Below are 26,819 nucleotides of genomic sequence, written 5' to 3'. Positions count from 1 at the left end.
CAGGCAGCCCCAGTTCACGGCAGAACGGCACAAGGCGACGAATGCCCCAGCACACCTCCGGGTCCGACCGGGCGGCGATCCCGCCAGCCGCTCGCGACGGCGGCAGCGTGCGCCCGCCCGCTCCCGCGACACTCGACGAGTTGTGGCGGTCGTACAAGGCGACGGGTGACGACCGGCTGCGGGAGCAGTTGATCCTGCACTACTCACCGCTGGTGAAGTACGTCGCGGGACGGGTGAGCGTCGGACTGCCGGCCAATGTCGAACAGGCCGACTTCGTCTCGTCGGGGGTGTTCGGGCTGATCGACGCGATCGAGAAGTTCGACATCGAACGGGAGATCAAGTTCGAGACGTACGCGATCACCCGGATCCGGGGCGCGATGATCGACGAACTGCGGGCGCTGGACTGGATCCCGCGCTCGGTGCGGCAGAAGGCCCGCAATGTGGAGCGGGCCTACGCGACGCTGGAGGCACGCCTGCGCCGCACCCCGTCGGAGGGCGAGGTGGCCTCCGAGATGGGCATCGCGGTGGAGGAACTGCACGCGGTGTTCAGCCAGTTGTCCCTGGCGAACGTGGTGGCCCTGGAGGAGTTGCTGCACGTCGGCGGCGAAGGCGGTGAACGCCTGAGTCTGATGGACACGCTGGAGGACACGGCGGCCGACAACCCGGTCGAGGTGGCCGAGGACCGGGAGCTGCGCAGATTCCTCGCGCGGGCCATCAACACGCTGCCCGACCGGGAGAAGACCGTGGTCACGCTCTACTACTACGAAGGACTCACACTCGCGGAGATCGGCAACGTGCTCGGGGTCACCGAGAGCAGGGTGAGTCAGATCCACACCAAGTCGGTGCTCCAGCTGCGGGCGAAGCTGGCGAGTTTCGGCCGCTGAGGGGTGGCGGGAGCACGCCGAATCGTCCCTGCCCCGCCGGTGTCGGGGCCCCGCCACCACCGCCGGGTGGGCGGAGTGGCTGCCGTCCGGGGCGGTCCGTCCGTACAGTGGTTGACGTGCCAAGGATTCGAGCGGCCTCCGTGGCCGAGCACCGGTCGATGCAGCGAGCCGCCCTGCTGGACGCGGCGCGGTCCCTGCTGTCCGAGGGCGGGACGGAGGCGCTGACCTTCCCGGCCCTCGCCGAACGCACGGGACTCGCGAGATCGTCCGTCTACGAGTACTTCCGCTCCCGCGCGGCCGTCGTCGAGGAGCTGTGCGAGGTCGACTTCCCCGTGTGGGCGGCCGAGGTCTCCGCCGCGATGGAGCGGGCGGACACCCCCGAGAACAAGGTCGAGGCGTACGTCCGCCAGCAGCTCGCGCTGGTCGGTGACCGCCGGCACCGCGCCGTGGTCGCCATCTCCGCGAGCGAGCTCGACGCCGGAGCGCGGGAGAAGATCCGCGCGGCTCACGGCAGCCTGGTCGCGATGATCGTCGAGGCGCTCGGCGACATGGGACACGCGGAACCGCGGCTGGCCGCGATGCTCCTCCAGGGCGTCGTCGACGCCGCCGTGCGCCGCATCGAACTGGGCGCCGCGGAGGAACCCGGCGCGATCACCGACGCGACCGTTTCCATGGTTCTGCGGGGCGTGCGGGGCTGAGTCCGGCGCTTCCCGGCAGGCGGAGGCGACGCCGGGACCTGTGGTGCGCGGACTCGAGACCGGGACCTGTGGCAAGCGGAGGCGACGCCAGGACCTGTGGTGCGCGGACCCGATGCCGGGACCTGTGGTGCGCGGACTCGATGCCGGGCCCGTCTCCCTCACGTGGTGGGTGTCCGCGGCACCCCCGCCACCGGCAGCAGGCGTGACGGGCCCGCGCGCAGCAGCCAGGGCGGGAGCAGTGACAGCGGGTCCAGATAGGTGCTGCCTCTCAGCAGTCCCCAGTGCAGGCACGACCTGGCACAGTGCGAGCCGCCGCCTTCGACAGTGCCGAGCAGGTCGCCCGCCGCGACCTCGTCGCCCTTGCGCACGGACGCCAGCACCGGCTCGTACGTCGTCCGCAGCGGCGGAGTGCCCGTGCCCGGCAGTTCGACCGAGACGACACCACGGCCGGCGACCCGGCCCGCGAAGGACACCCGGCCCGCGGCGACGGCACGGACCGGCGCACCCGGGGCCGCCCCGAGGTCCACGCCGCGATGGCCGCGGGAGTACACCGTCGCCGGCGGCTCCCAGCCCCGTACGACCGGAGGGCGCGTGCCCACGGGCCAGGCGCGGCCGACCTTCGGCACCGGGTCGGCGGCAGACCTCGGCACCGGGTCGGTAGCAGGCCTCGGCGCCGGGCCGGCGGTGGAACCGTCTCCCGGATCCGAGGCCGAGCCCGAGGCAGGGAACACGGCGGGCGCCGGGGGCGCGGGGTCGTTCGCCCGGGCGGGGGCCGACGGGCCCGCGCCCAGGACGGTCGCCACCAGACCCAGCAACAGCCCGAGCCACGTACGCACACATCGTTTCGCTCGCATGCCGCCACCGTCCCGCAACGAGCCGATCACGGCCGGGATCTGTGGAGTACCGGCCGGTTGTGGACAGCGGCGTCACCCGGCGCCTCTCGGGTCCCGTACACTTCTGATGGCGATCCGGGTCACCGGGTCGACTTCGCACGCCCCGACACCTGGTCGTCAGCGACCGGTGTCAGCGCCTCTCGGTCCCTCGTGGCAAGGCGCATCGCGGGCGTCAGGCGCGCGTGCCGTCCGGCACACGCGGCACAACCGAGAACACCAAGGAGAACGGCCATGGCCGTCGTCACGATGCGGGAGCTGCTGGAGAGCGGCGTCCACTTCGGTCACCAGACCCGTCGCTGGAACCCGAAGATGAAGCGCTTCATCTTCACCGAGCGCAACGGCATCTACATCATCGACCTGCTCCAGTCGCTGTCGTACATCGACCGCGCCTACGAGTTCGTCAAGGAGACCGTCGCCCACGGCGGCACGGTCATGTTCGTCGGCACGAAGAAGCAGGCGCAGGAGGCCATCGCCGAGCAGGCCACCCGCGTCGGCATGCCCTACGTCAACCAGCGCTGGCTGGGCGGCATGCTCACCAACTTCTCCACCGTCTACAAGCGTCTGCAGCGCCTCAAGGAGCTCGAGCAGATCGACTTCGAGGACGTCGCCGCTTCCGGTCTCACCAAGAAGGAGCTTCTCGTGCTCTCGCGCGAGAAGGCCAAGCTGGAGAAGACCCTCGGTGGTATCCGCGAGATGCAGAAGGTGCCCAGCGCCGTCTGGATCGTGGACACCAAGAAGGAGCACATCGCGGTCGGCGAGGCCCGGAAGCTCAACATCCCGGTCGTCGCCATCCTCGACACCAACTGTGACCCCGACGAGGTCGACTACAAGATCCCGGGCAACGACGACGCGATCCGCTCCGTCACCCTGCTCACCCGCGTGATCGCCGACGCCGTCGCCGAGGGCCTCATCGCCCGCTCCGGTGCCGGCAAGGCCGAGGGTGACAAGGCCGCGGGCGAGCCGCTCGCCGCGTGGGAGCGCGACCTGCTCGAGGGCGAGAAGAAGGCCGACGAGGCCGAGGTCCAGACCTCCGCCGAGACGGAGAAGGTCGCCGACGCCGAGCAGGCCGACGCTCCGGCCGCCGAGGCCGAGGCTGTCGCCCCCGCCGCCGAGGCTCCGGCCGCGGACGCCGAGCAGGCCTGACCCCTCACCCCTTCGGGTTTGTGAACGGCGGGGGCCCACGAAGCCCCCGCCGTTCATCCCGTAGATCTTCAGACTCCGAGAGAGATTCCAGGAATCATGGCGAACTACACCGCCGCTGACGTCAAGAAGCTCCGTGAGCTCACCGGCGCCGGCATGATGGACTGCAAGAAGGCGCTGGACGAGGCCGACGGCAACGTCGACAAGGCCGTCGAGGCGCTGCGCATCAAGGGCCAGAAGGGCGTCGCCAAGCGCGAGGGCCGCTCCGCCGAGAACGGCGCTGTGGTTTCCATCATCGCTGACGACAACACCTCCGGTGTCCTGGTCGAGCTGAAGTGCGAGACGGACTTCGTCGCCAAGGGCGAGAAGTTCCAGGCCGTCGCCAACCAGATCGCGCAGCACGTCGCCGCGACCGCCCCGGCCGACCTCGAGGCGCTCCTCGGCTCCGAGATCGAGTCCGGCAAGACGGTTCAGGCGTTCGTCGACGAGGCCAACGCCAACCTGGGCGAGAAGATCGTCCTGGACCGCTTCGCCCAGTTCTCCGGCGCCTACGTCGCGTCGTACATGCACCGCACCATGCCCGACCTGCCCCCGCAGATCGGTGTCCTGGTCGAGCTGGACAAGGCCGACGCCGACCTCGCCAAGGGCATCGCGCAGCACATCGCCGCCTTCGCGCCGAAGTACCTCTCCCGTGAGGACGTCCCGGCTGAGGTCGTCGAGTCCGAGCGCCGCGTCGCCGAGGAGACCACCCGCGCCGAGGGCAAGCCCGAGGCCGCCCTCCCGAAGATCGTCGAGGGTCGCGTCAACGGCTTCTTCAAGGAGGCCACCCTGCTGGGCCAGCCCTACGCGCTGGACCAGAAGAAGTCCGTCCAGCAGATCCTGGACGAGGCCGGTGTCGCCCTGAAGCGCTTCTCGCGTATCAAGGTCGGCATCTGAGTCCGTACCGCGATCGACGCGCGACCCCGATAGGGTCGACAGCAGTCGTCCCGGTACGCCGGCACCCACGCGTGCGTGCCGGACGACAGCAGATCTGACGAGGAGGCCATTGCCGAGCATGGGATGCGAACGACACCCCACCGGCAATGGCCTTCTTCGTATGTGCGACACGTAAAAGAGGCGAGATCTCCATGACCACCACCCAGGCCGACAAGGGCGAGAAGACCGACGACGGCAAAGGCGCGGGACGCTTTCTGCTGAAGCTTTCCGGTGAGGCGTTCGCCGGTGGCGGCGGGCTGGGCGTCGACCCCGACGTGGTGCACAAGATCGCCCGCGAGATCGCGGCCGTCGTGCGCGGCGGCGCCCAGATCGCCGTCGTCATCGGCGGCGGCAACTTCTTCCGCGGCGCCGAACTCCAGCAGCGCGGCATGGACCGGGCCCGCTCCGACTACATGGGCATGCTCGGCACCGTCATGAACTGCCTCGCGCTCCAGGACTTCCTGGAGAAGGAGGGCATCGACAGCCGCGTGCAGACCGCCATCACCATGGGGCAGGTCGCCGAGCCGTACATCCCGCTGCGCGCCGTGCGCCACCTGGAGAAGGGCCGCGTCGTCATCTTCGGCGCCGGTATGGGCATGCCGTACTTCTCCACCGACACCACCGCCGCGCAGCGCGCCCTGGAGATCGACGCCGAGGCGCTGCTGATGGGCAAGAACGGTGTGGACGGGGTCTACGACTCCGACCCCAAGACCAACCCCGAGGCAGTCAAGTTCGACTCGCTCAGCTATGGCGAGGTCATCACCCGTGACCTCAAGGTCGCCGACATGACGGCCATCACGCTGTGCCGGGACAACAAGCTGCCCATCCTGGTCTTCGAGCTCCTGGCCGAGGGCAATATCGCGCGGGCCGTCAAGGGTGAGAAGATCGGCACACTCGTGGGCGACCAGAGCGGCCGGGCCTGACGGGGACCGTCCCGGACGGGGAACCGACCCCGGGGCGGGGACGGACCCCGGCCGAGGACGGACCCTGACCGGGGGATGGACAATGTCCTGCCGGTCCGGAACCGTGCAGGAATAAGACGCGACGCAGCCGGCCGCCGACCCGACGAGGAAACAGCTGCCGGGCCTACTCAAGACACGCAGGAGCAAGTGGTGATCGAAGAGACCCTCCTCGAAGCCGAGGAGAAGATGGAGAAGGCCGTCGTGGTCGCCAAGGAGGACTTCGCCGCGATCCGCACCGGCCGTGCGCACCCGGCGATGTTCAACAAGATCGTGGCCGACTACTACGGCGCACTGACGCCGATCAACCAGCTGGCCTCGTTCGCGGTGCCCGAGCCGCGCATGGCTGTGGTGACCCCGTTCGACAAGAGCGCGCTGCGCAACATCGAGCAGGCGATCCGCGACTCCGACCTGGGCGTCAACCCCAGCAACGACGGCAGCATCATCCGTGTGGTGTTCCCCGAGCTGACCGAGGAGCGCCGCAAGGACTACATCAAGGTCGCCAAGACCAAGGGCGAGGACGCCAAGGTCTCGATCCGTTCCGTGCGCCGCAAGGCCAAGGACGCCATCGACAAGCTGATCAAGGACGGCGAGGTCGGCGAGGACGAGGGCCGTCGTGCGGAGAAGGAGCTCGACGACACCACCGCGAAGTACGTCGCACAGGTGGACGAGCTCCTGAAGCACAAGGAAGCGGAGCTGCTCGAGGTCTGATGAACGACTCTTCCTGGGGAGCGCCGCCACAAGCCGGGTACTGGGGGCCGTCCGAGCAGGGGCCTGTCCAGGGGGCAGGTCCGGCGGGTCCCACGTACGATGCGCATGACGCGCAGCAGACTCGGCCCATGCCCATCGTGCCCGACGAACCCGCACACGGCGGAGACCAGGATGACGACCCGGGGGCCGCTCGGCTGAGTGGCCCCCTGTTCCGCGACGAACCATCGTCGACGGTGCCCCTCGGGGAGCCGTCGCATCACCCGCAGAGCCCGCAGGAGCCCATGCCCAGCGCCGCCCCCCAGCCCGCCCCCGCACCACAGAAGAAGAGTGCGGGACGCGACCTGGGCGCGGCCATAGGTGTGGGCGTCGGGCTCGGCGTCGTGATCGTCGCGTCGTTGTTCGTCGTCAAGGCCGTCTTCGTCGGCGTGGTGGCGGTCGCCGTGGTGGTGGGGCTGTGGGAGCTCACCTCGCGGCTGGAGGAGCGCAAGGGCATCAAGGCGCCGCTCGTCCCGCTGGCACTCGGCGGGGCGGCCATGGTCGTCGCCGGTTATGTCCGCGGCGCCGAGGGTGCCTGGGTGGCGATGGCGCTCACCGCGCTGGCCGTCCTGGTCTGGCGGATGACGGAGCCGCCCGAGGGCTATCTGAAGGACGTCACGGCGGGGGTCTTCGCGGCCTTCTACGTGCCGTTCCTGGCGACGTTCGTGGCCATGATGCTGACCGCCGACGACGGGCCGCGCCGCGTCCTGACGTTCCTGCTCCTGACGGTCGTCAGCGACACGGGCGCGTACGCGATCGGCTGGCGCTTCGGCAAGAACAAGCTGGCGCCGCGCATCAGCCCCGGAAAGACCCGTGAGGGCCTGTTCGGAGCGGTCACCTTCGCGATGGCGGCGGGCGCGCTGTGCATGCAGTTCCTGATCGACGGCGGCAGCTGGTGGCAGGGTCTGGTCCTCGGCCTCGCGGTCGCGGCCAGCGCCACGCTCGGCGACCTCGGCGAGTCCATGATCAAGCGGGACCTGGGCATCAAGGACATGGGCACGCTGCTGCCGGGGCACGGCGGCATCATGGACCGGCTGGACTCCCTGCTGCCGACGGCTCCGGTGGTCTGGCTGCTCCTGGTGATCTTCGTGGGCTCCGGCTGACCTCCACGTCCGTCACCGGCCTGCTGTTTTGAGGGCGAGGGCCCGTCGTTCCACGGAACGGCGGGCCCTTTCCGTGCCGTGCCGGGCCGGGTGCGGCCGCCGTGCCGGGTTGTGCGCCGCCACCCTGCCGGGGCGCGTGCCCCCGCCGGGCCGGAGGTGCGTGCCGTCGTCGGGTCGGAGGTGCGTGCCGTCGTCGGGTCGGAGGTGCGTGCCGTCGTCGGCCGGAGTGCGGGTGCGGGGCGAGTGATCTAGCGTCGGAAAGAGAAGGGCGCTCCGCCGAGCCGACGGGTGCGGGGGCCCGGGGCCGCGGCCGTACACAGGCCGTGTCCGGTGCTCGGCGCCGAGCACGCACGAGCCCCGACCCCCAAGAGCAGGTGTCCCCATGCGCATGTCGGCCCGTATCGCCGGTGTCCTCATCGGTCTGCCCCTTGTACTCGGCGGCGTGGCCTTCGTCGCCCCCGCCGCCCACGCGGACATCCCGGCCTGCACGAAGATGGTCCAGCAGGCGGGCGTCCAGGTCTCGGACGCCGTCACGGCGGCGTGCACCCAAGGCGTGCACAACGACCTGAAGGGCTGTGTGAGCGCCCTGACCGCTGTCGGCGTGCCGGGCGGTGCCGCGAACGGTGCCTGCCGGTTCGCGGCCAACCCGCCGTGACGTCCCGCCTCGCGACCGGCCCAGGCCGTTGAGAGGTGAGCGGCCGACGCGGGGGCTGACCACCCCGGCCGCTGCGACCGGTGGGGTGGCCGCATGCCACGACCACGGTGCTCGCTGCGGCGGCCGTCCCGGCCGGGTGGCCGTCCGTCCCGGCCGCAGCGATCGGTGGGGTGGCCGTCCGCCACGGCCGCCGCGATCCGGCGGCCGCACGTGAGGGCACGCCGCCGTCAGCAGTGGCAGAGCAGATCGAGGACGACAGCCTCGGCATGCAGGTCGTCGAGGTACGCGTTGGCCCGCTCCCAGTAGCCGTCGCTCTGCCCGTCCGACCACGTGCCGTCGAGGGCGAGCAGGGCGAAGCCGGGCACGGCACTCAGGACCGCCGACCGCCGGGCCTCCTCGTGCTCCTGCGCGAAGTACGCGATCGGATCGTTCAGCAGGAACGACATGCCGAAGTGCGGATCGCCGGCGACGGCCCGCTGCGCCACCTCCTGCACCAGCGGCTGGGCCAGATGATCCCTCTTGGCGTCCTCACGGGAGTAGCCGTCGGGGTCGGAGTCGTGACGGGCGACGAAGTGGGACAGCGGCTGGGCCTCGGGGTGCTGCGCGGTCAGTTCCTCCCAGGCGGCGAGCAGCGCGTCGTACCTGTGCGCCGACCGTCGCCGCATCGCGTCGAAGTCGAGCATCCCCCTTGGCCCGCCGGAGCACTCCAGCGGCCCGAGGGGATCGAGGTCCGCCTTCCTGCGGGGGACGGTGGAGGCCGTGACGAGCCGGCGGTCGCCGTCGTGGGCCGGCAGGACGAGGTACGGGGTGCTCGCGCCGGAGCGGATGGTCCACCAGTCCCACTCGCCGACCGGATTCCACTCGTCGGTGAGGTTGATGTCGTAGGGCGCCATGGCGGCGGTTATCGCTTCCGGAAGCTTCCGTGGCTTGGTCGGTGGCAGGCACACCGTGACGATGAACTTGGTCATACGCGGGATCGTAGAGCCGGGGCATTCCCCGAGGTCGTGCGCCCCGCGACGCCGCGGTCGGCCCCGCGCCGCAGCGGTGCGCGGCCGTGTACGGCGGTGCAGGTCCGGCTCAGTCGAGGACCCCGAGTTCGCTGTCCGGCCGGCAGTGCGAGCAGGCGTCGACCCCCTCGGTGAGGGCCCGCAGCGCCTGGTCGCGCGGGATGCCGCGTACGCGTCTGCCGGCCATGTGGCAGCCGCCCACGTGCACCGCGACCGGCGGCCTCTCGCTGCCGATGCCGACTTCGAGCAGCCAGTCGGGCACCTGTGGCCGTGCCTGCCGGCCGCGGTCCCGCTCCACCTCGCGCCGCTCGATGTCGGCGATGCGTCGCTGTACCCGGGTGAGCGAGAGGATCAGCCACGTCTCCAGCGTGCGGAGCCTCGGCAGGTCGGGCGGCAAGTCATCGTGCACGTGTTCGATTCTATGGCCGCATCGCGTCGGGGGCACTCCTCGCCTCGGGAGCCGCACCCCTGCGACTCGCCCGTCGCTGCTCGCTGACACCTCGAAAATGCCGGGATTGGTAGGTTATGGCGCGATCACAGCCAGTCACCTACCGAAGACATCCATGCTGAGAGGGCCGGAGATGGGCGAACTGACGCGCCGCGATGTGTTCAAGGGGACCGGGGCTCTCGGCGCCGCTGCCATCGTCGACGGAGCACTGGGGGCGCCGGCGCGGGCGCGTTCGCGGGGCAAGGAGGCCGACGAGGCCGACGTCGTCGACGTTGCGGTCATCGGCGCCGGGGTGTCCGGGGCGTACGCCGCCTGGCGTCTGCTCGGCCCGGAAGCCGAGCACAGCAACGCGCTCAAGAAGCTTCGGCGGAGTGGCCGCGGCCCCCTCAGGGTGCACCTGTTCGAGGGCAGCGAGCGCGTCGGCGGCCGGCTCTTCTCGGTGACGCCGCCCGGCATGCCGCATCTGCACGCCGAGCTGGGCGGGATGCGCTACCTCGACAACCAGCCGGTCGTGGCCGACCTCGTGGAGCATCTCGGATTGCCGACCGACCCTTTCCCGGTCGACGAGCCGCAGAACCTCGTCTACCTGCGCCGGCACCGCTTCACCCAGGCCCAGTGGAACGACCCGACGGTCGTGCCCTACGACCTGCCGGCCGCGATCCGGGGCAAGTCGCCGGACGACGCGCTCGTGTCGGTCATCGAGCGTTTCGTCCCCGGCGCCGCCGGGATGAACCAGAAGGCGTGGGACAAGATCAAGCCGACGGCGTCGGTCGACGGCCGGCACCTCTACGACATCGGGTTCTGGAACCTGCTGCTCGACGCGGTCGGGCAAGAGGGGTGGTCGTTCCTCCGAGACGGCTTCGGCTACGGATCGGTGGTGGCCAACGTCAACAGCATCGAGGCCATGGAGGCGTCGGTGGCCGACTTCGTCGGCTCCCCGGCACCGCAGTACCTGCTGCTGCGCAACGGCTACCAGACGGTGCCCGAGGAACTCGTCCGGCGGTTCGAGGCGGAAGGCGGGACCGTCCACCTCCACCACCAGGTGCGCCGGATCGACCGGGAGACCGTCCACGGCGAGGACGTGCTGGCCCTCGCTCTCTCCGTCTGGCCCACGGGCCGGCCGCTCACGGTCCGGGCACGCCACGTCGTCCTGGCGATGCCCCAGCGCTCGATCGAGCTGCTGGACCCGGACACCTTCCTCTTCACCAGCGACCGGTTCCTGTCCGACCTCGGCTCGATCGTCCCGAGGCCCGCCTCCAAGCTCTTCCTCGGTTACGACCGGCCGTGGTGGGAGGATCTCGGCCTGCGCGCCGGCCGCTCGGTGACCGATCTGCCGCTGCGCCAGACCTACTACTGGGGCGTCGAGGGGAAGCAGCCCGGGGCCGACCCGGCCAACCGCAACGCCCTGCTGCTGGCCTCCTACAACGACCTCAGCGACGTGGAGTTCTGGAACGAGCTGCTGACGCGGCCGCACCGCCTCGCCCCGGTGGCGGTGACCCGGCCGCCCCGGCCGATGGACGCTTCGGCGCCGGGGGCGCTGGTCGACGAGGCGCAGCGGCAGTTGCGCGAGCTGCACGGCCCCGACGCCCGTGTCCCCGACCCGACGTCGGCCTACTTCCAGGACTGGGTGCAGGACCCGTACGGAGCGGCCTTCCACTTCTGGCAGGTGGGGGCGAAGAGTTGGGAGATCATGCCACGCATGCGCCACCCGCTCCCCGACGCCAACCTGTACGTCTGCGGAGACGCCTGGTCGACCGGACAGGGATGGGTCTACGGCGCGCTCACCCAGGCCGAGCTGATGCTCGAGGAGCACTTCGGCCTGCCCCGCCCGACGTGGCTCTCGCCCAGCACCTACCTCGGCCCGTAGACCGCCGGCCCGTCTTCGCAGACTTGCATGGCACGGACCGCACGAACCCGAGCGGGCTGCCAAGGCACGACGCGGCGTTGCCCAGCGGCCGGCCGGCGGACCGACCTCACCGAGCACGGGTTCCGGGGCAACAGCTCGTCGTCAACGGACCGTGGTTCGCATGGAGGGGCAGGGTTCACGTGCCCTCAGGATCCCGCAGAACGGAGACCCGTTCCCGACACCGGGGACGGGCCTCTCGTCGCGCGTGCCGGAGTCGCAGTGCATTGCCGCGGTCACTGAAGACCGCGCCGGCTCCGTTGGAACCAGCGCGCTGAACCGGCCTCCGGCGGGGATCGGCCGGCACCGGGATGGAGGGGGTGCCGATTCCGCCCGTGGGTCCGTTGTGGCGTGCGCGGGGGCTCCCGTCCCGTCCACCGCCGACCCAGGCAGAGCCGAGCAGACGCGGCCCATGGCGTCCAGGTCGTTCGTACAGTGGGGCGCTCCACCTGGACGCCATGAGCCACGCCCGCTCCACATACGTGTGGGTCGACGGCGGACGGGATGGGAGCCGGGGAGGGTTGTGGTTGAGGAAGTGGCTGGCTGGAGCACGGCACTAGGGTGCCGCAATGAGGTCACGCGGAGTGTTCATCGCATTTTTCCTCGTCCCGCTTGCGTGGGGGGTGATCACCCTGCTGAGGGCCGGGGCGGCCCACGGCGTCCCGGACTGCCCGGGGCTCCAGCTGGGCGAGGACGGCGAGGACCACCCCGGCCCCATGCGGCAGGGCTATACCTGCGCGCTCGACTACAGCGTCCGCGGCGGCGATTCGACCGGCACGGCCACGTACGACCAGCTCAAGTACGCCCAGGAGGTGAAGCGCGGCGACCTCCTGGGCCAGGGCCTGCTGTACACGCTGTACGGAACGGCGGGCACGGCCGCCACCGTGATCGCCACCCGGAAGCGCGCCGACGGACGCTAGAAGGCTTTCGCGAACGCTGGACCAGCAAGAGCGCCAAGGCTCCATCTAAGCCTCGCGATCGAACTTAGACGGCGGATGTCGGCGGTTCGAAACCGTCGGCGCCCACCGGTCTCAGGACACGAACAAGGCCCAGGTCAACCGGTGTGAATCCGGATGCCTGGGCCTTGATCATTCTCAGCGGCTCTTCGGCGCCGTGCCACTTACGTGTCAGATGGGCCGTGCGGAGGCCGCTTCACCTTCCTGATCTGAACGTCGACGTAGTCGGTGATCTGGTGGTCACGGCCGGCGTGTCGGCCGGAAGACCTCGTAGTGGATGTACGTGGGCTTTCGGTCAACCGCTACTCGCCCCCTTCTGCCCCACCGGCGGGTGCGACGTTGGTAACAGCCACCGCACGGCGCAGGGCCCGCGCAAGCTTCACGGCGTTTCCGACGGCCCAGACGTGGATGAAGAACATGCGGGGCGTGTCGGCCAGGCCATGGTTGTGCAACTCGACGATCCCGATTCCGCCGCGCTGGAGCGCGTCCAGCACGTCCTGCGCCTCCCCGGCCAGCACGGCGAAATCCCCGCTGACCGCGGCACAGCCTCCTCCCACCGGCTGGAAGCTGAGGGCCGTGGTCGCCCCGGAACCGAGCGGCAGGATGTAGCTGCCGTCGGTGATCGTCTCGCGGCGCCGGAAGACGGACTTGTAGACGCTGCCATAGACGGTACCTGCGGTGCCCAGGGCGGCGTCGATGCCCGCTGTGTCCAGCTTCAGCTTCTCTGCGGGAGTCGTCGAGGACTTGGCGGGCGGCGTGCCTGTGCAGGCGAACGCGGCGCGCAGGCCGCGGGCCAAGGTCAGGGCATCCGGACCGTGCCCGTGCGTATGGATCCACACGAGACGGGGAGTGTGAGCGAGCAGGTGGTTGTGAATAGCCGTCTGCTCGATGCCGTGTGACTGCAGTGCGCCGGTCACACGGTTCAACTCCGTCTCGGTGACGGCCAGTTCTCCCATGGTCAGGATGGTGTTGTCGGCATAGCGGATGAAGGACACGTGCGAGCCGATGGCGAGTTGCGGCGACACGGTGACGCCGTGGGAGACGACATGCAGGTCGGTGCGGGGGAAAGCCGTCCGGTAGATCTGCCTGCCCAGCATGCTTCCCTCGCGGCCCAGCTCCGCCGCAACGTGAGCCCAGTCCCTCGCCGTGCTCTCGACCGGACGCACCAACGTGCCGGCATCCCGGCCGGCCCTGCCGTCAGCGCCTGCGCGCTCACCGCCGCGGTCGTGATCCGTGCCGCCATGCGCCCCTTCGTGTGAGGCGCCCGGCTCGGCGCCGACAGCCCGTCCCGGCAGTGCCGCGAATGCCGATCCCAGGGCAGCCGTGGTCAGGACGCGGCGTCGTGATGCCCCTGCATCTGTTCCGGCCGACACCGGCCTCGCTTCAGTAGCCATGTATTCGCCATCCCAACCACATGGTGGAGAGGCCCGCCGGATCCTCTCGACGAGCCGTGATCGATAGGCGCAGCATGACGGCTTAAACAGCCAATAACCCCCTATTGCGCCAAAAGTGGCATGTCACAGCATCACACAATGTGGAGCCCGATCACACCGGAAACACGTACATCTCGGATCAGGCGGGGAGTCACGGGGAACTGCCGATCAAGGTTCCGATGATCCCCGCAAGAGAGAGGAGCGGCGGGTCGGCACCGGCGCAGCTCGGTACGGCCGGGCCGCTCGGCAAGCTGCCGGTAGGTGGCACTCCACTCCTGCTGCGCCTGGGCAAGGTCGTCGGGGAACGATCGCATGCCAAATTCAAGCATGCGTTCGATTTTCTCGGCCACCAGTGGGCGCGGTACGCGACGCCATGACGCTCCGACCGAGTACCGCGCCGGGCCGTTCCTGGGCCGTGCGAGGCCGACCAAAGCTGACAGACGGCGCCCACGGGTGACCGTCCCCACCCCGCTCCGGCCTGGGGCGGTGGAGTTGATCTGCGACACTGGTAACGCCATGCCTAAGCCCGGAGAACTCACTTTCGTCGCCCCGCGCGGAGCCAAGAAGCCGCCGCGGCACCTTGCCGATCTCACGCCCGCCGAGCGCAAAGAGGCTGTCGCCGCGATCGGCGAGAAGCCGTTTCGCGCCAAGCAGCTCTCGCAGCACTACTTCGCGCGGTTCGCGCACGACCCCGCGGAGTGGACGGACATCCCGGCCGCGTCGCGCGGCAAGCTCCAGGAAGCGCTGCTTCCCGAGCTGATGACCGTCGTGCGGCACCTGTCCACCGACCAGGACACCACCCGAAAGACCCTGTGGCGGCTCTTCGACGGCACGCTCGTCGAGTCCGTGCTGATGCGATACCCGGACCGGGTGACCATGTGCATCAGCTCCCAGGCCGGCTGCGGGATGAACTGCCCGTTCTGCGCGACCGGCCAGGCCGGCCTCGACCGGAACCTGTCGACCGGCGAGATCGTGCACCAGATCGTGGACGGCATGCGCGCCCTCAGGGACGGCGAGATCCCGGGCGGCCCGGCGCGACTGAGCAACATCGTCTTCATGGGCATGGGTGAGCCGCTCGCCAACTACAAGCGGGTGGTCGGTGCGATCCGTGCCCTCACCGACCCCGAGCCGGACGGGCTCGGACTCTCGCAGCGCGGCATCACCGTGTCGACGGTGGGGCTGGTCCCCGCCATCCACCGCTTCGCCGACGAGGGCTTCAAGTGCCGGCTGGCCATCTCGCTGCACGCACCCGACGACGAGCTGCGCGACACGCTCGTGCCCGTCAACACGCGGTGGAAGGTGCGCGAGGTGCTGGACGCCGGATGGGAGTACGCGGCCAAGTCCGGGCGCCGTCTGTCCATCGAGTACGCCCTCATCCGCGACATCAACGACCAGGCATGGCGCGGCGACCGGCTCGGGCGGCTGCTCAAGGGCAAGCCGGTGCACGTCAATCTCATCCCGCTGAACCCCACCCCGGGATCGAAGTGGACCGCCTCGCGGCCCGAGGACGAGAAGGCGTTCGTCGAGGCGATCGCCGCCCACGGCGTGCCGGTGACCGTCCGGGACACCCGCGGTCAGGAGATCGACGGGGCGTGCGGACAGCTCGCGGCCACCGAACGCTAGACCTCGGGCGCCGCGCGCCGGGCCCGCGGGGGCCAGACGGTACGCTGAGGGCTGTACGTACATCTTCATATTCCGACAGGGGAGCGCCACAGCGCTGAGAGTGCGGGACAGACCGCAGACCCTCTGAACCTTGCCCAGGTCATTCTGGGTAGGAAGTTCGGTCATCACTCAAGCTGTTGCGCCCTGCCCGGGAACTGTCAGAGGTCCCGGGCGGGGCCGCGTCTCTTCCTGGTCACCCAGGAGGAAATCAGTGAGCACCACCAGGAAGTTCGCAGCAGTGGCCGTAGGCCTCGGCCTGGCCACGCTGTCCGCGTGCGGGTCGTCGGGCGGCGGCGGCTCGGCGGACCCGAAGACCGTCACGCTCGTCAGCCACGACTCGTGGGCCGTGTCGAAGAGCGTGCTCAAGGACTTCGAGAAGCAGTCCGGCTACAAGGTCAGGGTCCTCAAGGACGGTGACGCCGGGCAGGCCGTGAACAAGGCGATCCTCACCAAGGACAATCCGCAGGGCGACGTCTTCTTCGGCGTCGACAACACCCTGCTCTCCCGCGCCCTCGACAACGGGCTCTTCCAGCCGTACGAGGCGAAGGGCTCGGACCTGGTGCTTCCGCAGTATCGCGTCGATCAGGACAAGCACCGGGCCACGCCCGTCGACTCGGGCGACATCTGCGTCAACTACGACAAGGCCTACTTCAGCGAGCACAAGCTGACGCCCCCGCAGTCCTTCGACGACCTGATCAAGCCCGAGTACAAGAACCTCCTCGTCACCGAGAACGCGTCCACGTCCTCGCCCGGCCTCGGCTTCCTGCTGGGCACCGCCGCGAAGTACGGCGACGGGAACACCTCCGGCTCGAACGGGGGCGGCTGGCAGGACTACTGGAAGAAGCTCAGGGCCAATGGCGTGAAGGTCGTCGACGGCTGGGAGCAGGCCTACGACGAGGAGTTCTCCGGGTCCGCCGGCGGCAAGAAGGCCAAGGGCGACCGGCCGCTGGTCGTCTCGTACGCCTCGTCCCCGCCCGCCGAGGTGATCTACGCCAGCCCGAAGCCGAAGACGGCGCCGACCGGGGTCGCCACCGGCACCTGCTTCCGCCAGGTCGAGTACGCCGGGCTGCTGAGCAACGCCGGGAACGCCAAGGGCGGCAAGGCGCTCATCGACTTCATGCTCACCAAGGAGTTCCAGGACGACATGCCGCTGAACATGTTCGTCTACCCGGTGCGGGAAGCCGCCCAGGTGCCCGCGGAGTTCGACCGGTACGGCCCGCAGGCCAAGAACCCCGAGACCATGGCGCCCGACAGGATCGCCGCCAACCGTGACCAGTGGGTCAAGTCGTGGACCTCGCTCGTACTGAAGTAGCCGACGCGTCCGAGGCCGTGGCCAAGGCGCCGACGCCCCGGGAGACCGGGAGCGGGCGGCGCGGAGGCGGCGGCCTCGGAGGCGAGGGACACGGCCGGCGGCGCGGGCCGGTCGGGCGCGCGAACGCGGCCCGGCTCGGCCTCATGGCCGTGCCCGTCGCGTTCTTCGCCGTCTTCTTCGCCTACCCCGTCGCCGCGATCGTGGCCCGCGGCCTGAAGACCGACGGACAGTGGCGGCTGGAGCGGATCGCGGACGTGCTCACGCAGTCCGACATCCGGCACGTGCTCTGGTTCACCACCTGGCAGGCGCTCGCCTCGACGGCGCTCACGCTGCTGATCGCGCTCCCCGGCGCGTATGCGTTCGCGCGCTTCGATTTCAGGGGCAAGCAGGTCCTCAGAGCCGTGGTGACGGTGCCCTTCGTGCTGCCGACCGTCGTCGTCGGCACGGCGTTCCTGGCGCTGGTCGGCCGAGGCGGTCTGCTCGACGAGCTGTGGGGTGTGCGGCTCGACACCACGGTCTGGGCCATTCTGCTCGCGCACGTCTTCTTCAACTACGCGGTCGTCGTACGGACCGTCGGCGGGCTGTGGGCGCAGCTCGACCCCCGCCAGGAGGAGGCCGCGCGGATGCTCGGCGCCTCGCGGTTCGCGGCCTGGCGCAAGGTGACGCTTCCGGCGCTGAGCCCGGCCGTGGCGGCCGCCGCGCTCATGGTGTTCCTCTTCACCTTCACCTCCTTCGGCGTGGTGCAGATCCTCGGCGGTCCCACCTTCTCCACCCTCGAAGTCGAGATCTACCGGCAGACCTCGCAGATCTTCGACCTCGCCACGGCGGCGGTGCTGACGCTCGTCCAGTTCGTGGCGGTGGGCGCGATCCTCGCCGTGCACGCCGGGACGGTGCGGCGCCGGGAGACCGCGCTGCGCCTGGTGGCCCCGGAGACGACAGCGCGCCGGCCGCGGGGTGCGGGCCAGTGGGCGTTGCTCGGGGGAGTGCTCGCGAGCGTCGCCGTCCTGCTCGTGCTTCCGCTCGGGGTGCTCGTCCAGCGCTCGCTCGACACGCCTGGCGGCCATGGGTTCGCCTACTACAGGGCGCTGGCCTCCGACGACGGAGGTGCCTTCCTCGTCGCGCCGGTCACGGCGATCGGCACCTCGCTGGAGTACGCCCTCGCCGCCACCGCGATCGCCGTCGTCATCGGCGGGCTGGCGGCCGCCGCCCTCACCCGCCGTGACGCGGGCCGTCTCGTGCGGGGCTTCGACGCGCTGCTCATGCTGCCGCTCGGCGTCTCCGCCGTGACGGTCGGGTTCGGGTTCCTCATCGCGCTCGACGAGCCGCCGTTGGACCTGCGCAGCAGCTGGATCCTGGTGCCGCTCGCGCAGGCGCTGGTCGGGGTCCCCTTCGTGGTGCGGACGATGCTGCCCGTGCTGCGGGCGGTGGACGGGCGGCTGCGCGAGGCGGCGGCCGTGCTCGGCGCCTCGCCCTGGCGGGTGTGGCGGGAGGTCGACCTGCCGATGGTGCGGCGGGCGCTGCTGGTCGCGGCCGGGTTCGCCTTCGCCGTGTCGCTCGGCGAGTTCGGGGCGACCGTGTTCATCGCGCGGCCGGACAACCCGACGCTGCCGGTCGCGGTGGCACGTCTGCTCGGGCGGGCGGGCGATCTCAACTACGGCCAGGCGATGGCCCTTTCGACGATCTTGATGGTGGTGTGTGCGGTGGCGCTGCTGCTCCTGGAGCGGGTTCGGACGGACCGGACGGGGGAGTTCTGACCATGCTCGAACTCGCAGGCGCGACCGTGCGCTTCGGCGCGCGGGCCGCGCTCGACGCCGTCGGTCTCGACGTGGCGGAGCACGAGATCGTCTGCGTGCTCGGGCCGAGCGGCAGCGGCAAGTCGACACTGCTCCGGGCCGTCGCGGGACTTCAGCCGCTGGACGCCGGACGAGTGTGCCTGGACGGCCGGGATCTGGGCGGTGTCCCCGCGCACAAGCGGGGCGTGGGCCTGATGTTCCAGGACCATCAGCTGTTCCCGCAGCGGGACGTGGGCGGCAACGTCGCCTTCGGGCTGCGGATGCACGGCGCGCCGAGGGGCGAGCAGGCCGCACGCGTTCGGGAGTTGCTGGAGCTCGTCGGCCTTCCGGGGGCCGCGTCCAGGCCCGTCGGGGAGCTGTCCGGAGGTGAGCAGCAGCGGGTCGCGCTGGCCCGCGCACTCGCCCCGCGCCCTCGTCTGCTGATGCTGGACGAGCCCCTCGGTCAGCTGGACCGATCCCTGCGCGAGCGGCTCGTCGTCGAACTGCGCCAGCTCTTCGGTGAGTTGGGCACGACGGTGCTGGCCGTCACGCACGACCAGGGCGAGGCCTTCGCGCTCGCCGACCGGGTCGTGGTGATGCGGGACGGCCGCATCGCCCAGTCCGGTACGCCGCTGGAGGTCTGGCAGCGTCCCGCGGACGCCTTCGTGGCCCGTTTCCTCGGCTTCGACAACGTCGTCGAGGCGACGGTGAGCGGCGAGGCCGCGGACACGCCGTGGGGCAAGGTGCCGGTGCCGCAGGGCTCCCGGCAGGGGACCGGCACGCTCCTCGTGCGGCCCGCGGGCGTACGGCTCGTGGACCGGGCCGACGGGCTGCGCTGCACCGTCGCCGCACGCACCTTCCGGGGCACCCATGTCGCCGTACAGCTCCAACCGCAGGGCGCGCCGCGGCTCGAGGCGGCGTGCGCGCTGCGCGACGCGCCGGCGCCCGGTGACGTGGTCGGAGTGGCGTTCGACGCCGCCGAGATCGCCGTGCTCGGGGGGCCGGGCGGCGCCTAGCGTGCGCTTCGCGCCGTCGCTCGGGAATGAACCGCTCCCGCGCCGCCGACTGCCCCGGAGACGGCCCAGCAGACCGCCTGCGGCCCGCAGACACGCGTGTGGCCCGTCCCCGGGAAGGAGACGGGCCACACCTGCTTACGGTGGTGCGTCAGCCGGCCTTCGAGGCGCGACGGCGCATGCCGAAGAAGACCGCTCCGCCGCCGACCACGACGAGCGCGCCGGCGATACCGGCGATCATGCCGGTGTTGGAGTTCGCACCGGTCTCGGCGAGGTTGGAGTCACCGGTCGCGGGCGACGGGGAGTTGTCCCCGGTCGTCGCGGGAGCGGTGGTGCTCTCGGAGGCCGACGGGGTCGGCTCGTCCGAAGGCGTCTCCGACGGCTTGGGAGTGTCCGACGGCTTGGGGGTCTCCGAAGGCGACGGCGTCTCCGTGGACTTGCAGGCCTCGGAGGGCGCGGTCAGGTTCGGGGAGATGTCCTCGTCGACGATGTTCCCGGCCTTGATGTGCACGCGGTACACGGCCTTCGGGGACCAGTCCTCCGAGAACGTCACGGTGGCGCCCTCGCGGGTGCCGGTGACCGTCTTGGTGCCGACCAGCTTCTCGTCGGCGCCGTTCGACTCGAGGTAGACCGAGACCTCTGCGTCCTTGCCCGAGGAGTCGGTGTCGGTCACGGTGATGATGCCCTTCCCGTTGTCGTCGCAGGAGGCGACGGCCGAGAAGTCACGGATGTTGCAGGCGAGTGCGTTGCCCGCGACACCGAGCGCGAGCGCGGCCGAGGCGGATGCAACACCGAGGATGCGCACGGAACGTGCGGTACGGCGAGATATGGACACGATTGCCCTTCACAGATTGCGCAACTGCGGGGGGTGAGGGGGGATTTGTTGTGAAGCGTGCTGCGACAACAGCACCCCCAGGAGTCTCACAGGTTTATAAGCGTCACCTAAGGGCTGTCAATGCGTAGGCCCTGCGCGGACGTCGGCTTTGCCTTGTCATTAACCACCGAGGTGTTTGAGCGCCTCCGGAGCGTCCTCGATACGGTCCACGAGCGTGATGCGCGACTCCATCGAGCGGTCCCGGGCCAGTGACTGGAGCAGCGGCCAGGTGGGGTACTTCTCGGTCCAGTGCGTCTGGTTCACCAGGACCATGGGGGTCGGCTCGCCCCGCGACTCGTAGTAGTTCGGGGTCGCGTTGTCGAAGATCTCCTGCACGGTTCCGGCCGCGCCCGGCAGGAAGACGACGCCGGCGTTCGAGCGGGCCAGCAGGCCGTCCTCGCGGGTCGCGTTGGCGAAGTACTTGGCGATGTGCGCCGCGAACGCGTTGGGCGGCTCGTGGCCGTAGAACCAGGTGGGGATGCCGACCGACGCGCCGCCGGAGGGCCACCGCTCCCGCACGTCGAAGGCGGCGCGCGCCCAGTCCGTCACCGACGGTCCGAACGACGGCGCCTTGGCGAGCAGTTGCAGAGCCTCGCCGAGCATGCGGTCGTCGAAGGGGGCCGCGTACGCACCGAGGTTGGCGGCCTCCATCGCGCCGGGTCCGCCGCCGGTGGCGACCGTGTAACCGGCACGCGCCAGCTCCCGGCCGAGGCGCGCGGCCCCCGCGTACTCCTCGGTGCCGCGTGCCATCGCGTGGCCGCCCATCACGCCCACCACCCGCGCGCCGGCGAGGAGTTCGTCGAGCGCGTCCGAGACGGCATCGTCGTGGACGGAGCGCAGCATCGAGGCGAATATGTCCCCGTCGGCCCTGGTCTGCTGGAACCAGGCGTACGCGCGGGCGTCCGGCGTCGACCCGTAGCCCGTGTCGAGCGCCTCGAAGAGCTCGTCGGGGGAGTAGAGCACGCCGCGGTACGGATCGAAGGGCAGCCCGGGCACGGGCGGGAAGACCAGGGCGCCCGCGGTCCGGACCGCGGCCGCCGCCTCGGGGGCCATGGGGCAGCCGAGGAAGACGGCTCCCGCGCTGTCCACGGACAGCAGCGTCTTCGTACGGGCCGTCAGATCGACGGCCTGGACCCGGAACCCGGAGAGCGAACGGCCCGCCGCGACGACCTCGTCGAACTCGGCGAGGGACTCGATCTCACGGTCGTCGGACGTGTGTGGTGGTGTCGGCTGCACCCGGTCATGCTAGGGCCTGAACGGCCCGCACCCCGGGGCCGGGACGGAAATCCGTCCCGTGCCGACCGGGGTGCGCGGGGCGTGCGGGTCAGCCCTGGACGGCCGCCGGGTCCATCCACATGACCTCCCAGGTGTGGCCGTCCGGGTCGTCGAAGGCGCGGCCGTACATGAAGCCGTGGTCCTGCGTCTCGCCGCTGGCCGAGCCGCCCGCCGCGATCGCCCCGTCGACCAGTTCGTCGACCTTCTCGCGGCTCTCGGCACTCAGACACAGCAGCACCTCGCTGGTCTTCGTCGCGTCCGCGATCTGCTTCTTCGTGAAGTCCGCGTAGCGCTGCTTGCTCAGCATCATCGCGACGATGGTGTCGCTGATCACGACACAGGCGCAGTCGTCGGTCGTGAACTGCGGGTTGATCGTGTAGCCGAGCTCCGTGAAGAACTTCTTCGAGGTGTCGACATCGGCCACGGGCAGGTTCACGAAGATCATCTGCTGGTACATGCGAGGTCTCCCGTCGGTGATGTGGCGTTCGGAGAGGTAGACCGCGGGTCCGCGCGGAACTCATCGCCGGGCGCGGACCTTTTTCGTACGGGCTGTCACTGCACCAGGGGCAGTGCGGCGAGTTCGGCGATCACCCAGGTGAGCGGGGCGAACAGGGCGAGCAGCGCGGCGACCCGGAGCGCCGCGGCGCCGCGCAGCACGGTGGCGGGCGCCCCGAGCCGCAGCAGGGCGGCCGTGGTGTCCGCGCGCGCCTGCTTCGCCTCTACCGCGGCCGTCGCCAGCGTCAGCAGGGTGGACCCCGCGACCAGCAGGGTTCCCAGGGTGGTCAGCGGCCCGAACCCGGGCTGCTCACCGGTGTACAGCGTCGCCATGGCGTAGCCGCCGCAGGCCACCGCGGACACCACGCCGAGCGGCTGCCCGATGCGCCGGGACTCCGCCTGGAGGACGCGTCCGGCGAGCAGCCGCAGCGCGCCCGGCCGTACGGCCTGGAGCAGCCGGCCGCACAGATAGGTGAGCGCCGGTCCCGCCATGGCCAGGCCGAGCGCGGTGAGCACCCAGCCGACCAGCACCCCGGCCGGGCCGTCGGCGAATCCGCCGGGCAGTGTGAGCCCGGCGGCGGAAGGGGAGCGGCCCGCGTACGTCTCCACGGCGAGCCCCGCCGCGACCGTCGCCGCGCCCCAGGGCAGACCGCCGGGCGTGGTCTCGACGGGCGGGAGGCGGCGCGGGTCGAACTCGACGGCCGGGCGGATCTGCCGACGGCGGCGAGCGGGGGCTTCGGCGGCCTCCTGGGCGTCCGGCGCGTCGGGGCGGGGGTCCTGGGAGCCCCGCCGGCGGCCGGCCCGCGTACGGCCCCTGCGCTCGTCCTGGACCTCCGTGTCGGCGTGCGCCTGTGTGCGGTCGCGCTCCGTGTCGCCGTACGCCTCCGCGGTCCAGTGGAAGTCGGGACCCGCGTCGGCCATGTCGTCGTCGGCGACGGCGTCCAGGATGTCGGAGTAGAAGTGCGCGTCGGGCACGCGGGAGGCCTCCCCGTCGGTGCGTGCCGCCGCGTCGCCGTCGGGGCGCCAGGCGGCGGGCGTGCCGGTGTGTCCGGGGGCGTCCGCACCGGCGGAGCCCGCCGTGGTGTCCGTCCCGGCCGTGTCCGCCGTGACGCGTTCCGTCCGGCCGGCGGCGCGGCCCGCGGAGCCGCTCGCCGCGATCTGCCGTGCCGTGATCCAGGTGCGGCCGTAGGAGTCCACGACGCGGCGCGGCCTGCCGCCCCGCGGCCGCAGGGCCACCGCGACCGCGGCGGACGCCGCGATCGGCACCAGCGCCAGCAGGGTCAGAGCCGCGGGCAGCGGCAGGGAGCTGTCCGTGGCGAGGAACTCCGCCGCGGTGCCGCCCAGGGGCATGCCCGTGAGGTCGCCCCGCAGATGCAGGAACAGGAGCAGCGCGAGCAGCGAGCCGAGAGTCGTGGACAGGGCGGTGGTGGCCGCCGAGATGGCCATCAGGCGCCCCGGGCCGAGCCCGATGGCCGCGAGGCCGGGGCGCGGCCGGGTGCCGGGGTCGGTGCGGGCGACCGCGACGGCGAAGTACACGGTCGTCGCCACGGGCACCGCGCACCAGGCGAGCCGCAGCGCCGAGCCGGTCGAGCCGTCCGGGTGCGTCATCGCGTACCCCAGCGTGCACAGCAGCAGGAACCCGGTACCCGTCGAGGCGGCGGCCACCAGCAGCCGGCGGACCTGGACGAGGGGCTGTGCGCCGCGGGCTAGACGGAGAGCGAGCACGCGGCCCGGCCTTCCGTCTCGGTGACCGGGGGCAGGTGGACGGTGTTCACGCGCCGTCCGTCGAGGAGCGACACCGTGCGGTCGGCGAGGGCCGCGGTGTCCGCGTCGTGCGTGGCGAGGACGACCGTGATGCCGTGCGAGCGGGCGGCCGCGGTGAGCGTGCGCAGCACATGGGTGCGGTCGGCGCGGTGCAGGGAGGCGGTCGGCTCGTCGGCGAAGAGCACGGTGGGGGCGGAGACGAGGGCCCGCGCGATGGCGACGCGCTGCCGCTCCGCCTGGAGCAGGGTGTGCGGGCGCTTGCGGGCGCAGCCCCCGATGTCGAGCCGTTCCAGCCACTCCAGGGCGGTGGTCTTGGCGGCCCTGCGTCCGGTGCCGCGCAGCATCAGCGGCAGCGCGGCGTTCTCCCAGGCGTTCAGCTCGGGGATCAGCACGGGGGCCGGGTCGATCCAGCCGAAGCGGTCGCGGCGCATGCGTTCGCGGCTGAGCGGGCCCATGGTGTGCACGGGCACGCTGTTGAACCAGACCTCGCCCTCCTGCGGCAGCAGCTGGCCCGACAGGCACTGGAGCAGGGTCGTCTTGCCGCTGCCGCGCGGGCCGCCGACGGCGAGGATCTCGCCCTCTCGGACACCGAGCGAGACACCGCTGAGCGCGGGCGAGCCGTTGTGATTGACGTGCAGGGCGCGTGCCCAGAGCACGTCGTTGTCCGGCGGGGCCACCATCGCGTACACCTCGGTTCAGATCTGATTTGCCAGGCCAAGTCCCCCGGACGGGGGAACGAAGGCAGGGCCGATCGGTCACTGGGCACGCTAGGGAGTCGGGGCCGGGAGGCCGGACAGCACGCGGCCCCGGGCCGCCCATTCTCACTCGAACGGGGGGCACCGGGGCCGGTGTTGATCAACCAGGAGGAAGACCGGAGCTTCGCAGGGGCGCCGTGGCCGCGAGGCCGCGCCCCGGGGTCACGACCCCGGGGACGCGCCTCGGGCGCACGGCCCGCGCGTGGATTAGAGCTTCGCCCACGCCTCCGTCAGCACCTGACGGATGATCCCCTCGATCTCGTCGAAGGTCGACTGGTCGGAGATCAGCGGCGGCGACAGCTGGATGACCGGGTCACCGCGGTCGTCGGCGCGGCAGTACAGGCCGTACTCGAAGAGCTTCTTGGACACGAAGCCGTAGAGCACGCGCTCCGACTCCTCATCCGTGAAGGTCTCCTTGGTGGCCTTGTCCTTCACGAGCTCGATGCCGTAGAAGAAGCCGTTGCCGCGGACGTCGCCGACGATCGGCAGGTCGTGCAGCTTCTGGAGGGTGCTGAGGAAGGCGCTCTCGTTGTCCAGCACGTGCTGGTTGAGGCCCTCGCGCTCGAACAGGTCGAGGTTGGCGAGGCCCACCGCCGCGGAGACCGGGTGGCCGCCGAAGGTGTAGCCGTGCAGGAAGGTGTTGTCGCCCTTGTAGAACGGCTCGGCGATGCGGTCGGAGACGATGCACGCGCCGATCGGGGAGTAACCCGAGGTCATGCCCTTGGCGCAGGTGATCATGTCCGGCACGTAGCCGAACTTGTCGCAGGCGAACGTGGTGCCCAGGCGGCCGAAGGCGCAGATGACCTCGTCCGAGACGAGCAGCACGTCGTACTGGTCGCAGATCTCCCGCACCCGCTGGAAGTAGCCGGGCGGCGGCGGGAAGCAGCCGCCGGCGTTCTGCACCGGCTCCAGGAAGACGGCGGCGACCGTCTCCGGGCCCTCGAAGAGGATCTGCTGCTCGATCTGGTCGGCGGCCCAGCGGCCGAAGGCCTCCGGGTCGTCGCCGTGGATCGGGGCGCGGTAGATGTTCGTGTTGGGGACCTTGTGCGCGCCGGGCACCAGCGGCTCGAAGGGGGCCTTCAGGGCCGGCAGGCCGGTGATGGACAGGGCGCCCTGCGGGGTGCCGTGGTAGGCGACCGCACGCGAGATGACCTTGTACTTGGTGTGGTGGCCGCGCAGCTTCCAGTACTGCTTGGCGAGCTTCCACGCGGTCTCGACGGCCTCGCCGCCTCCGGTGGTGAAGAAGACCTTGTTCAGGTCGCCGGGCGCGTGGTGGGCGAGGCGCTCGGCCAGCTCCACGGCCTTGGGGTGGGCGTAGGACCACACGGGGAAGAAGGCCAGCTCGGCGGCCTGCTTGGCGGCCACCTCGGCCAGCTCCCGGCGGCCGTGGCCGGCCTGGACCACGAACAGGCCCGCAAGACCGTCGAGGTACTTCTTGCCCTTGTCGTCGTAGATGTAGGTGCCCTCACCCCGGACGATGGTGGGAACGGGCGCGTTCTCGTACGAGGACATGCGGGTGAAGTGCATCCACAGGTGGTCGTACGCGGTCTTGCTGAGGTCCTTGGTGCTCACGGCTATCGGGTTCCCCACATGTAGGTCTGCTTCTTGAGCTTCAGGTAGACGAAGCTCTCGGTGGAGCGCACCGCGGGCAGGGCCCGGATGCGTTTGTTGATGACGTCCAGCAGGTGGTCGTCGTCCTCGCAGACGACTTCTACGAGGAGGTCGAACGAGCCCGCGGTCATCACCACGTACTCGACTTCCGGCATGGCGGTCAGCGCGTCGGCCACCGGGTCGAGGTCACCCTCGACGTTGATGCCCACCATCGCCTGCCGACGAAAGCCCACGGTGAGCGGGTCCGTGACGGCGACGATCTGCATCACGCCCTGGTCGAGCAGCTTCTGGACGCGCTGGCGCACGGCCGCCTCGGACAGGCCCACGGCCTTGCCGATCGCGGCGTACGGGCGGCGCCCGTCCTGCTGCAGCTGCTCGATGATGGCGAGGGAGACGGCATCCAGCTGGGGGGTGCCGTTCCTGGACTCGCGGGAGTCCCTGGGGTCTGCGCTTCGACTGGCCACGGCCTCACTGTGCACGACGTA

26 protein-coding genes are annotated in these 26,819 nt (G+C 70.9%); 15 read left to right on the top strand and 11 right to left on the bottom strand.

Annotated elements, in window-relative coordinates:
* Positions 1-41: 41 nt before the first annotated feature.
* Both whiG and ABEB03_RS43385 read left to right on the top strand, forming a co-directional pair.
* Positions 42-884, top strand: coding sequence for an RNA polymerase sigma factor WhiG (gene whiG / locus ABEB03_RS43390; RefSeq protein WP_028802460.1), 843 nt, complete (start codon positions 42-44; stop codon positions 882-884).
* A 140-nt stretch (positions 885-1,024) separates the two neighbouring features.
* Positions 1,025-1,582, top strand: a complete 558-nt coding sequence (locus ABEB03_RS43385) for a TetR/AcrR family transcriptional regulator (protein ID WP_345658659.1) — start codon at positions 1,025-1,027, stop codon at positions 1,580-1,582.
* Positions 1,583-1,740: 158 nt separating this feature from the next.
* Here the strand turns inward: ABEB03_RS43385 and ABEB03_RS43380 are convergent, their stop codons facing one another.
* Positions 1,741-2,436: a murein hydrolase activator EnvC family protein gene (locus tag ABEB03_RS43380; RefSeq protein WP_345658612.1), complete on the bottom strand. Its 696-nt coding sequence runs from the start codon at positions 2,434-2,436 to the stop codon at positions 1,741-1,743.
* A gap of 270 nt (positions 2,437-2,706) precedes the next feature.
* Here ABEB03_RS43380 and rpsB point away from each other — a divergent pair, with 270 nt between their 5' ends.
* The 6 genes from rpsB (at position 2,707) to ABEB03_RS43350 (ending at position 8,054) form a co-directional block, all read left to right on the top strand.
* Positions 2,707-3,618: a 30S ribosomal protein S2 gene (gene rpsB / locus ABEB03_RS43375; protein WP_345658610.1), complete on the top strand. Its 912-nt coding sequence runs from the start codon at positions 2,707-2,709 to the stop codon at positions 3,616-3,618.
* Positions 3,619-3,714: 96 nt separating this feature from the next.
* Complete coding sequence (gene tsf, locus ABEB03_RS43370) at positions 3,715-4,551, top strand: translation elongation factor Ts (protein WP_345658609.1); 837 nt, start codon at positions 3,715-3,717, stop codon at positions 4,549-4,551.
* A gap of 191 nt (positions 4,552-4,742) precedes the next feature.
* A complete protein-coding gene (gene pyrH / locus ABEB03_RS43365; protein ID WP_095936924.1) occupies positions 4,743-5,513 on the top strand; it encodes a UMP kinase in 771 nt (256 codons plus the stop codon).
* A gap of 189 nt (positions 5,514-5,702) precedes the next feature.
* Positions 5,703-6,260: a ribosome recycling factor gene (gene frr, locus ABEB03_RS43360; RefSeq protein WP_028802465.1), complete on the top strand. Its 558-nt coding sequence runs from the start codon at positions 5,703-5,705 to the stop codon at positions 6,258-6,260.
* Positions 6,260-7,399 carry a phosphatidate cytidylyltransferase gene (locus ABEB03_RS43355; protein ID WP_345658607.1) on the top strand — a complete coding sequence of 380 codons (1,140 nt, stop codon included), beginning with the start codon at positions 6,260-6,262 and terminating at the stop codon, positions 7,397-7,399. Before frr ends, ABEB03_RS43355 begins: the two co-directional genes overlap by 1 nt.
* Positions 7,400-7,781: 382 nt before the next feature.
* Positions 7,782-8,054, top strand: coding sequence for a hypothetical protein (locus ABEB03_RS43350; RefSeq protein WP_345658606.1), 273 nt, complete (start codon positions 7,782-7,784; stop codon positions 8,052-8,054).
* Between the two features lie 227 nt (positions 8,055-8,281).
* Here the strand turns inward: ABEB03_RS43350 and ABEB03_RS43345 are convergent, their stop codons facing one another.
* Positions 8,282-9,022, bottom strand: a complete 741-nt coding sequence (locus tag ABEB03_RS43345) for a hypothetical protein (RefSeq protein WP_345658605.1) — start codon at positions 9,020-9,022, stop codon at positions 8,282-8,284.
* 109 nt (positions 9,023-9,131) lie between these two features.
* Positions 9,132-9,470 carry a DUF6233 domain-containing protein gene (locus ABEB03_RS43340; RefSeq protein WP_345658604.1) on the bottom strand — a complete coding sequence of 113 codons (339 nt, stop codon included), beginning with the start codon at positions 9,468-9,470 and terminating at the stop codon, positions 9,132-9,134.
* A gap of 154 nt (positions 9,471-9,624) precedes the next feature.
* On the opposite strand from ABEB03_RS43340, the gene ABEB03_RS43335 reads away from it, so the two are divergent.
* Together ABEB03_RS43335 and ABEB03_RS43330 are read left to right on the top strand one after the other, a co-directional pair.
* Complete coding sequence (locus tag ABEB03_RS43335; RefSeq protein ID WP_345658603.1) at positions 9,625-11,376, top strand: FAD-dependent oxidoreductase; 1,752 nt, start codon at positions 9,625-9,627, stop codon at positions 11,374-11,376.
* A gap of 620 nt (positions 11,377-11,996) precedes the next feature.
* A complete protein-coding gene (locus tag ABEB03_RS43330) occupies positions 11,997-12,332 on the top strand; it encodes a hypothetical protein (protein WP_345658602.1) in 336 nt (111 codons plus the stop codon).
* A 338-nt stretch (positions 12,333-12,670) separates the two neighbouring features.
* Here the strand turns inward: ABEB03_RS43330 and ABEB03_RS43325 are convergent, their stop codons facing one another.
* A complete protein-coding gene (locus ABEB03_RS43325) occupies positions 12,671-13,465 on the bottom strand; it encodes a DUF1259 domain-containing protein (RefSeq protein ID WP_345658601.1) in 795 nt (264 codons plus the stop codon).
* Between the two features lie 437 nt (positions 13,466-13,902).
* On the opposite strand from ABEB03_RS43325, the gene ABEB03_RS43320 reads away from it, so the two are divergent.
* From ABEB03_RS43320 to ABEB03_RS43300, 5 genes are all read left to right on the top strand, one after another.
* The gene (locus ABEB03_RS43320; RefSeq protein ID WP_345658661.1) at positions 13,903-14,178 is read left to right on the top strand and encodes a hypothetical protein; all 276 of its coding nucleotides are present in this window, start codon (positions 13,903-13,905) and stop codon (positions 14,176-14,178) included.
* Between the two features lie 139 nt (positions 14,179-14,317).
* Positions 14,318-15,424: a dual-specificity RNA methyltransferase RlmN gene (rlmN, locus tag ABEB03_RS43315; RefSeq protein ID WP_345658600.1), complete on the top strand. Its 1,107-nt coding sequence runs from the start codon at positions 14,318-14,320 to the stop codon at positions 15,422-15,424.
* Between the two features lie 250 nt (positions 15,425-15,674).
* Positions 15,675-16,775 (top strand): thiamine ABC transporter substrate-binding protein, encoded by a 1,101-nt coding sequence (locus ABEB03_RS43310; RefSeq protein WP_345658599.1) that lies wholly within the window; start codon positions 15,675-15,677, stop codon positions 16,773-16,775.
* A 143-nt stretch (positions 16,776-16,918) separates the two neighbouring features.
* Positions 16,919-18,529 (top strand): ABC transporter permease, encoded by a 1,611-nt coding sequence (locus tag ABEB03_RS43305; protein WP_345658658.1) that lies wholly within the window; start codon positions 16,919-16,921, stop codon positions 18,527-18,529.
* Between the two features lie 2 nt (positions 18,530-18,531).
* Positions 18,532-19,563, top strand: coding sequence for an ABC transporter ATP-binding protein (locus ABEB03_RS43300; protein ID WP_345658598.1), 1,032 nt, complete (start codon positions 18,532-18,534; stop codon positions 19,561-19,563).
* A gap of 148 nt (positions 19,564-19,711) precedes the next feature.
* On the opposite strand, the gene ABEB03_RS43295 is transcribed toward ABEB03_RS43300, so the two are convergent.
* The 7 genes from ABEB03_RS43295 to ABEB03_RS43265 all read right to left on the bottom strand — a co-directional run bounded on the left by ABEB03_RS43295 (position 19,712) and on the right by ABEB03_RS43265 (position 26,813).
* Entirely contained in the window at positions 19,712-20,395 is a 684-nt protein-coding gene (locus ABEB03_RS43295) for an LAETG motif-containing sortase-dependent surface protein (protein WP_345658597.1), read from the bottom strand.
* 159 nt (positions 20,396-20,554) lie between these two features.
* Complete coding sequence (locus ABEB03_RS43290) at positions 20,555-21,670, bottom strand: LOG family protein (protein ID WP_345658596.1); 1,116 nt, start codon at positions 21,668-21,670, stop codon at positions 20,555-20,557.
* A gap of 88 nt (positions 21,671-21,758) precedes the next feature.
* Positions 21,759-22,166 (bottom strand): VOC family protein, encoded by a 408-nt coding sequence (locus ABEB03_RS43285; protein ID WP_345658595.1) that lies wholly within the window; start codon positions 22,164-22,166, stop codon positions 21,759-21,761.
* A 95-nt stretch (positions 22,167-22,261) separates the two neighbouring features.
* Positions 22,262-23,929 (bottom strand): hypothetical protein, encoded by a 1,668-nt coding sequence (locus ABEB03_RS43280; RefSeq protein ID WP_345658594.1) that lies wholly within the window; start codon positions 23,927-23,929, stop codon positions 22,262-22,264.
* A complete protein-coding gene (locus tag ABEB03_RS43275; protein ID WP_345658593.1) occupies positions 23,911-24,648 on the bottom strand; it encodes an ABC transporter ATP-binding protein in 738 nt (245 codons plus the stop codon). The genes ABEB03_RS43280 and ABEB03_RS43275 overlap by 19 nt, the downstream gene beginning before the upstream one ends.
* A 282-nt stretch (positions 24,649-24,930) precedes the next feature.
* A complete protein-coding gene (locus ABEB03_RS43270) occupies positions 24,931-26,313 on the bottom strand; it encodes an aspartate aminotransferase family protein (protein WP_345658592.1) in 1,383 nt (460 codons plus the stop codon).
* Entirely contained in the window at positions 26,298-26,813 is a 516-nt protein-coding gene (locus ABEB03_RS43265) for an Lrp/AsnC family transcriptional regulator (protein ID WP_345658590.1), read from the bottom strand. Before ABEB03_RS43265 ends, ABEB03_RS43270 begins: the two co-directional genes overlap by 16 nt.
* Positions 26,814-26,819: the final 6 nt, after the last annotated feature.

The organism is Streptomyces siamensis, assembly GCF_039543605.1.
GTDB classification, from domain to species: domain Bacteria; phylum Actinomycetota; class Actinomycetes; order Streptomycetales; family Streptomycetaceae; genus Streptomyces; species Streptomyces siamensis.
This window is presented reverse-complemented; position numbering and strand designations above follow the sequence as displayed.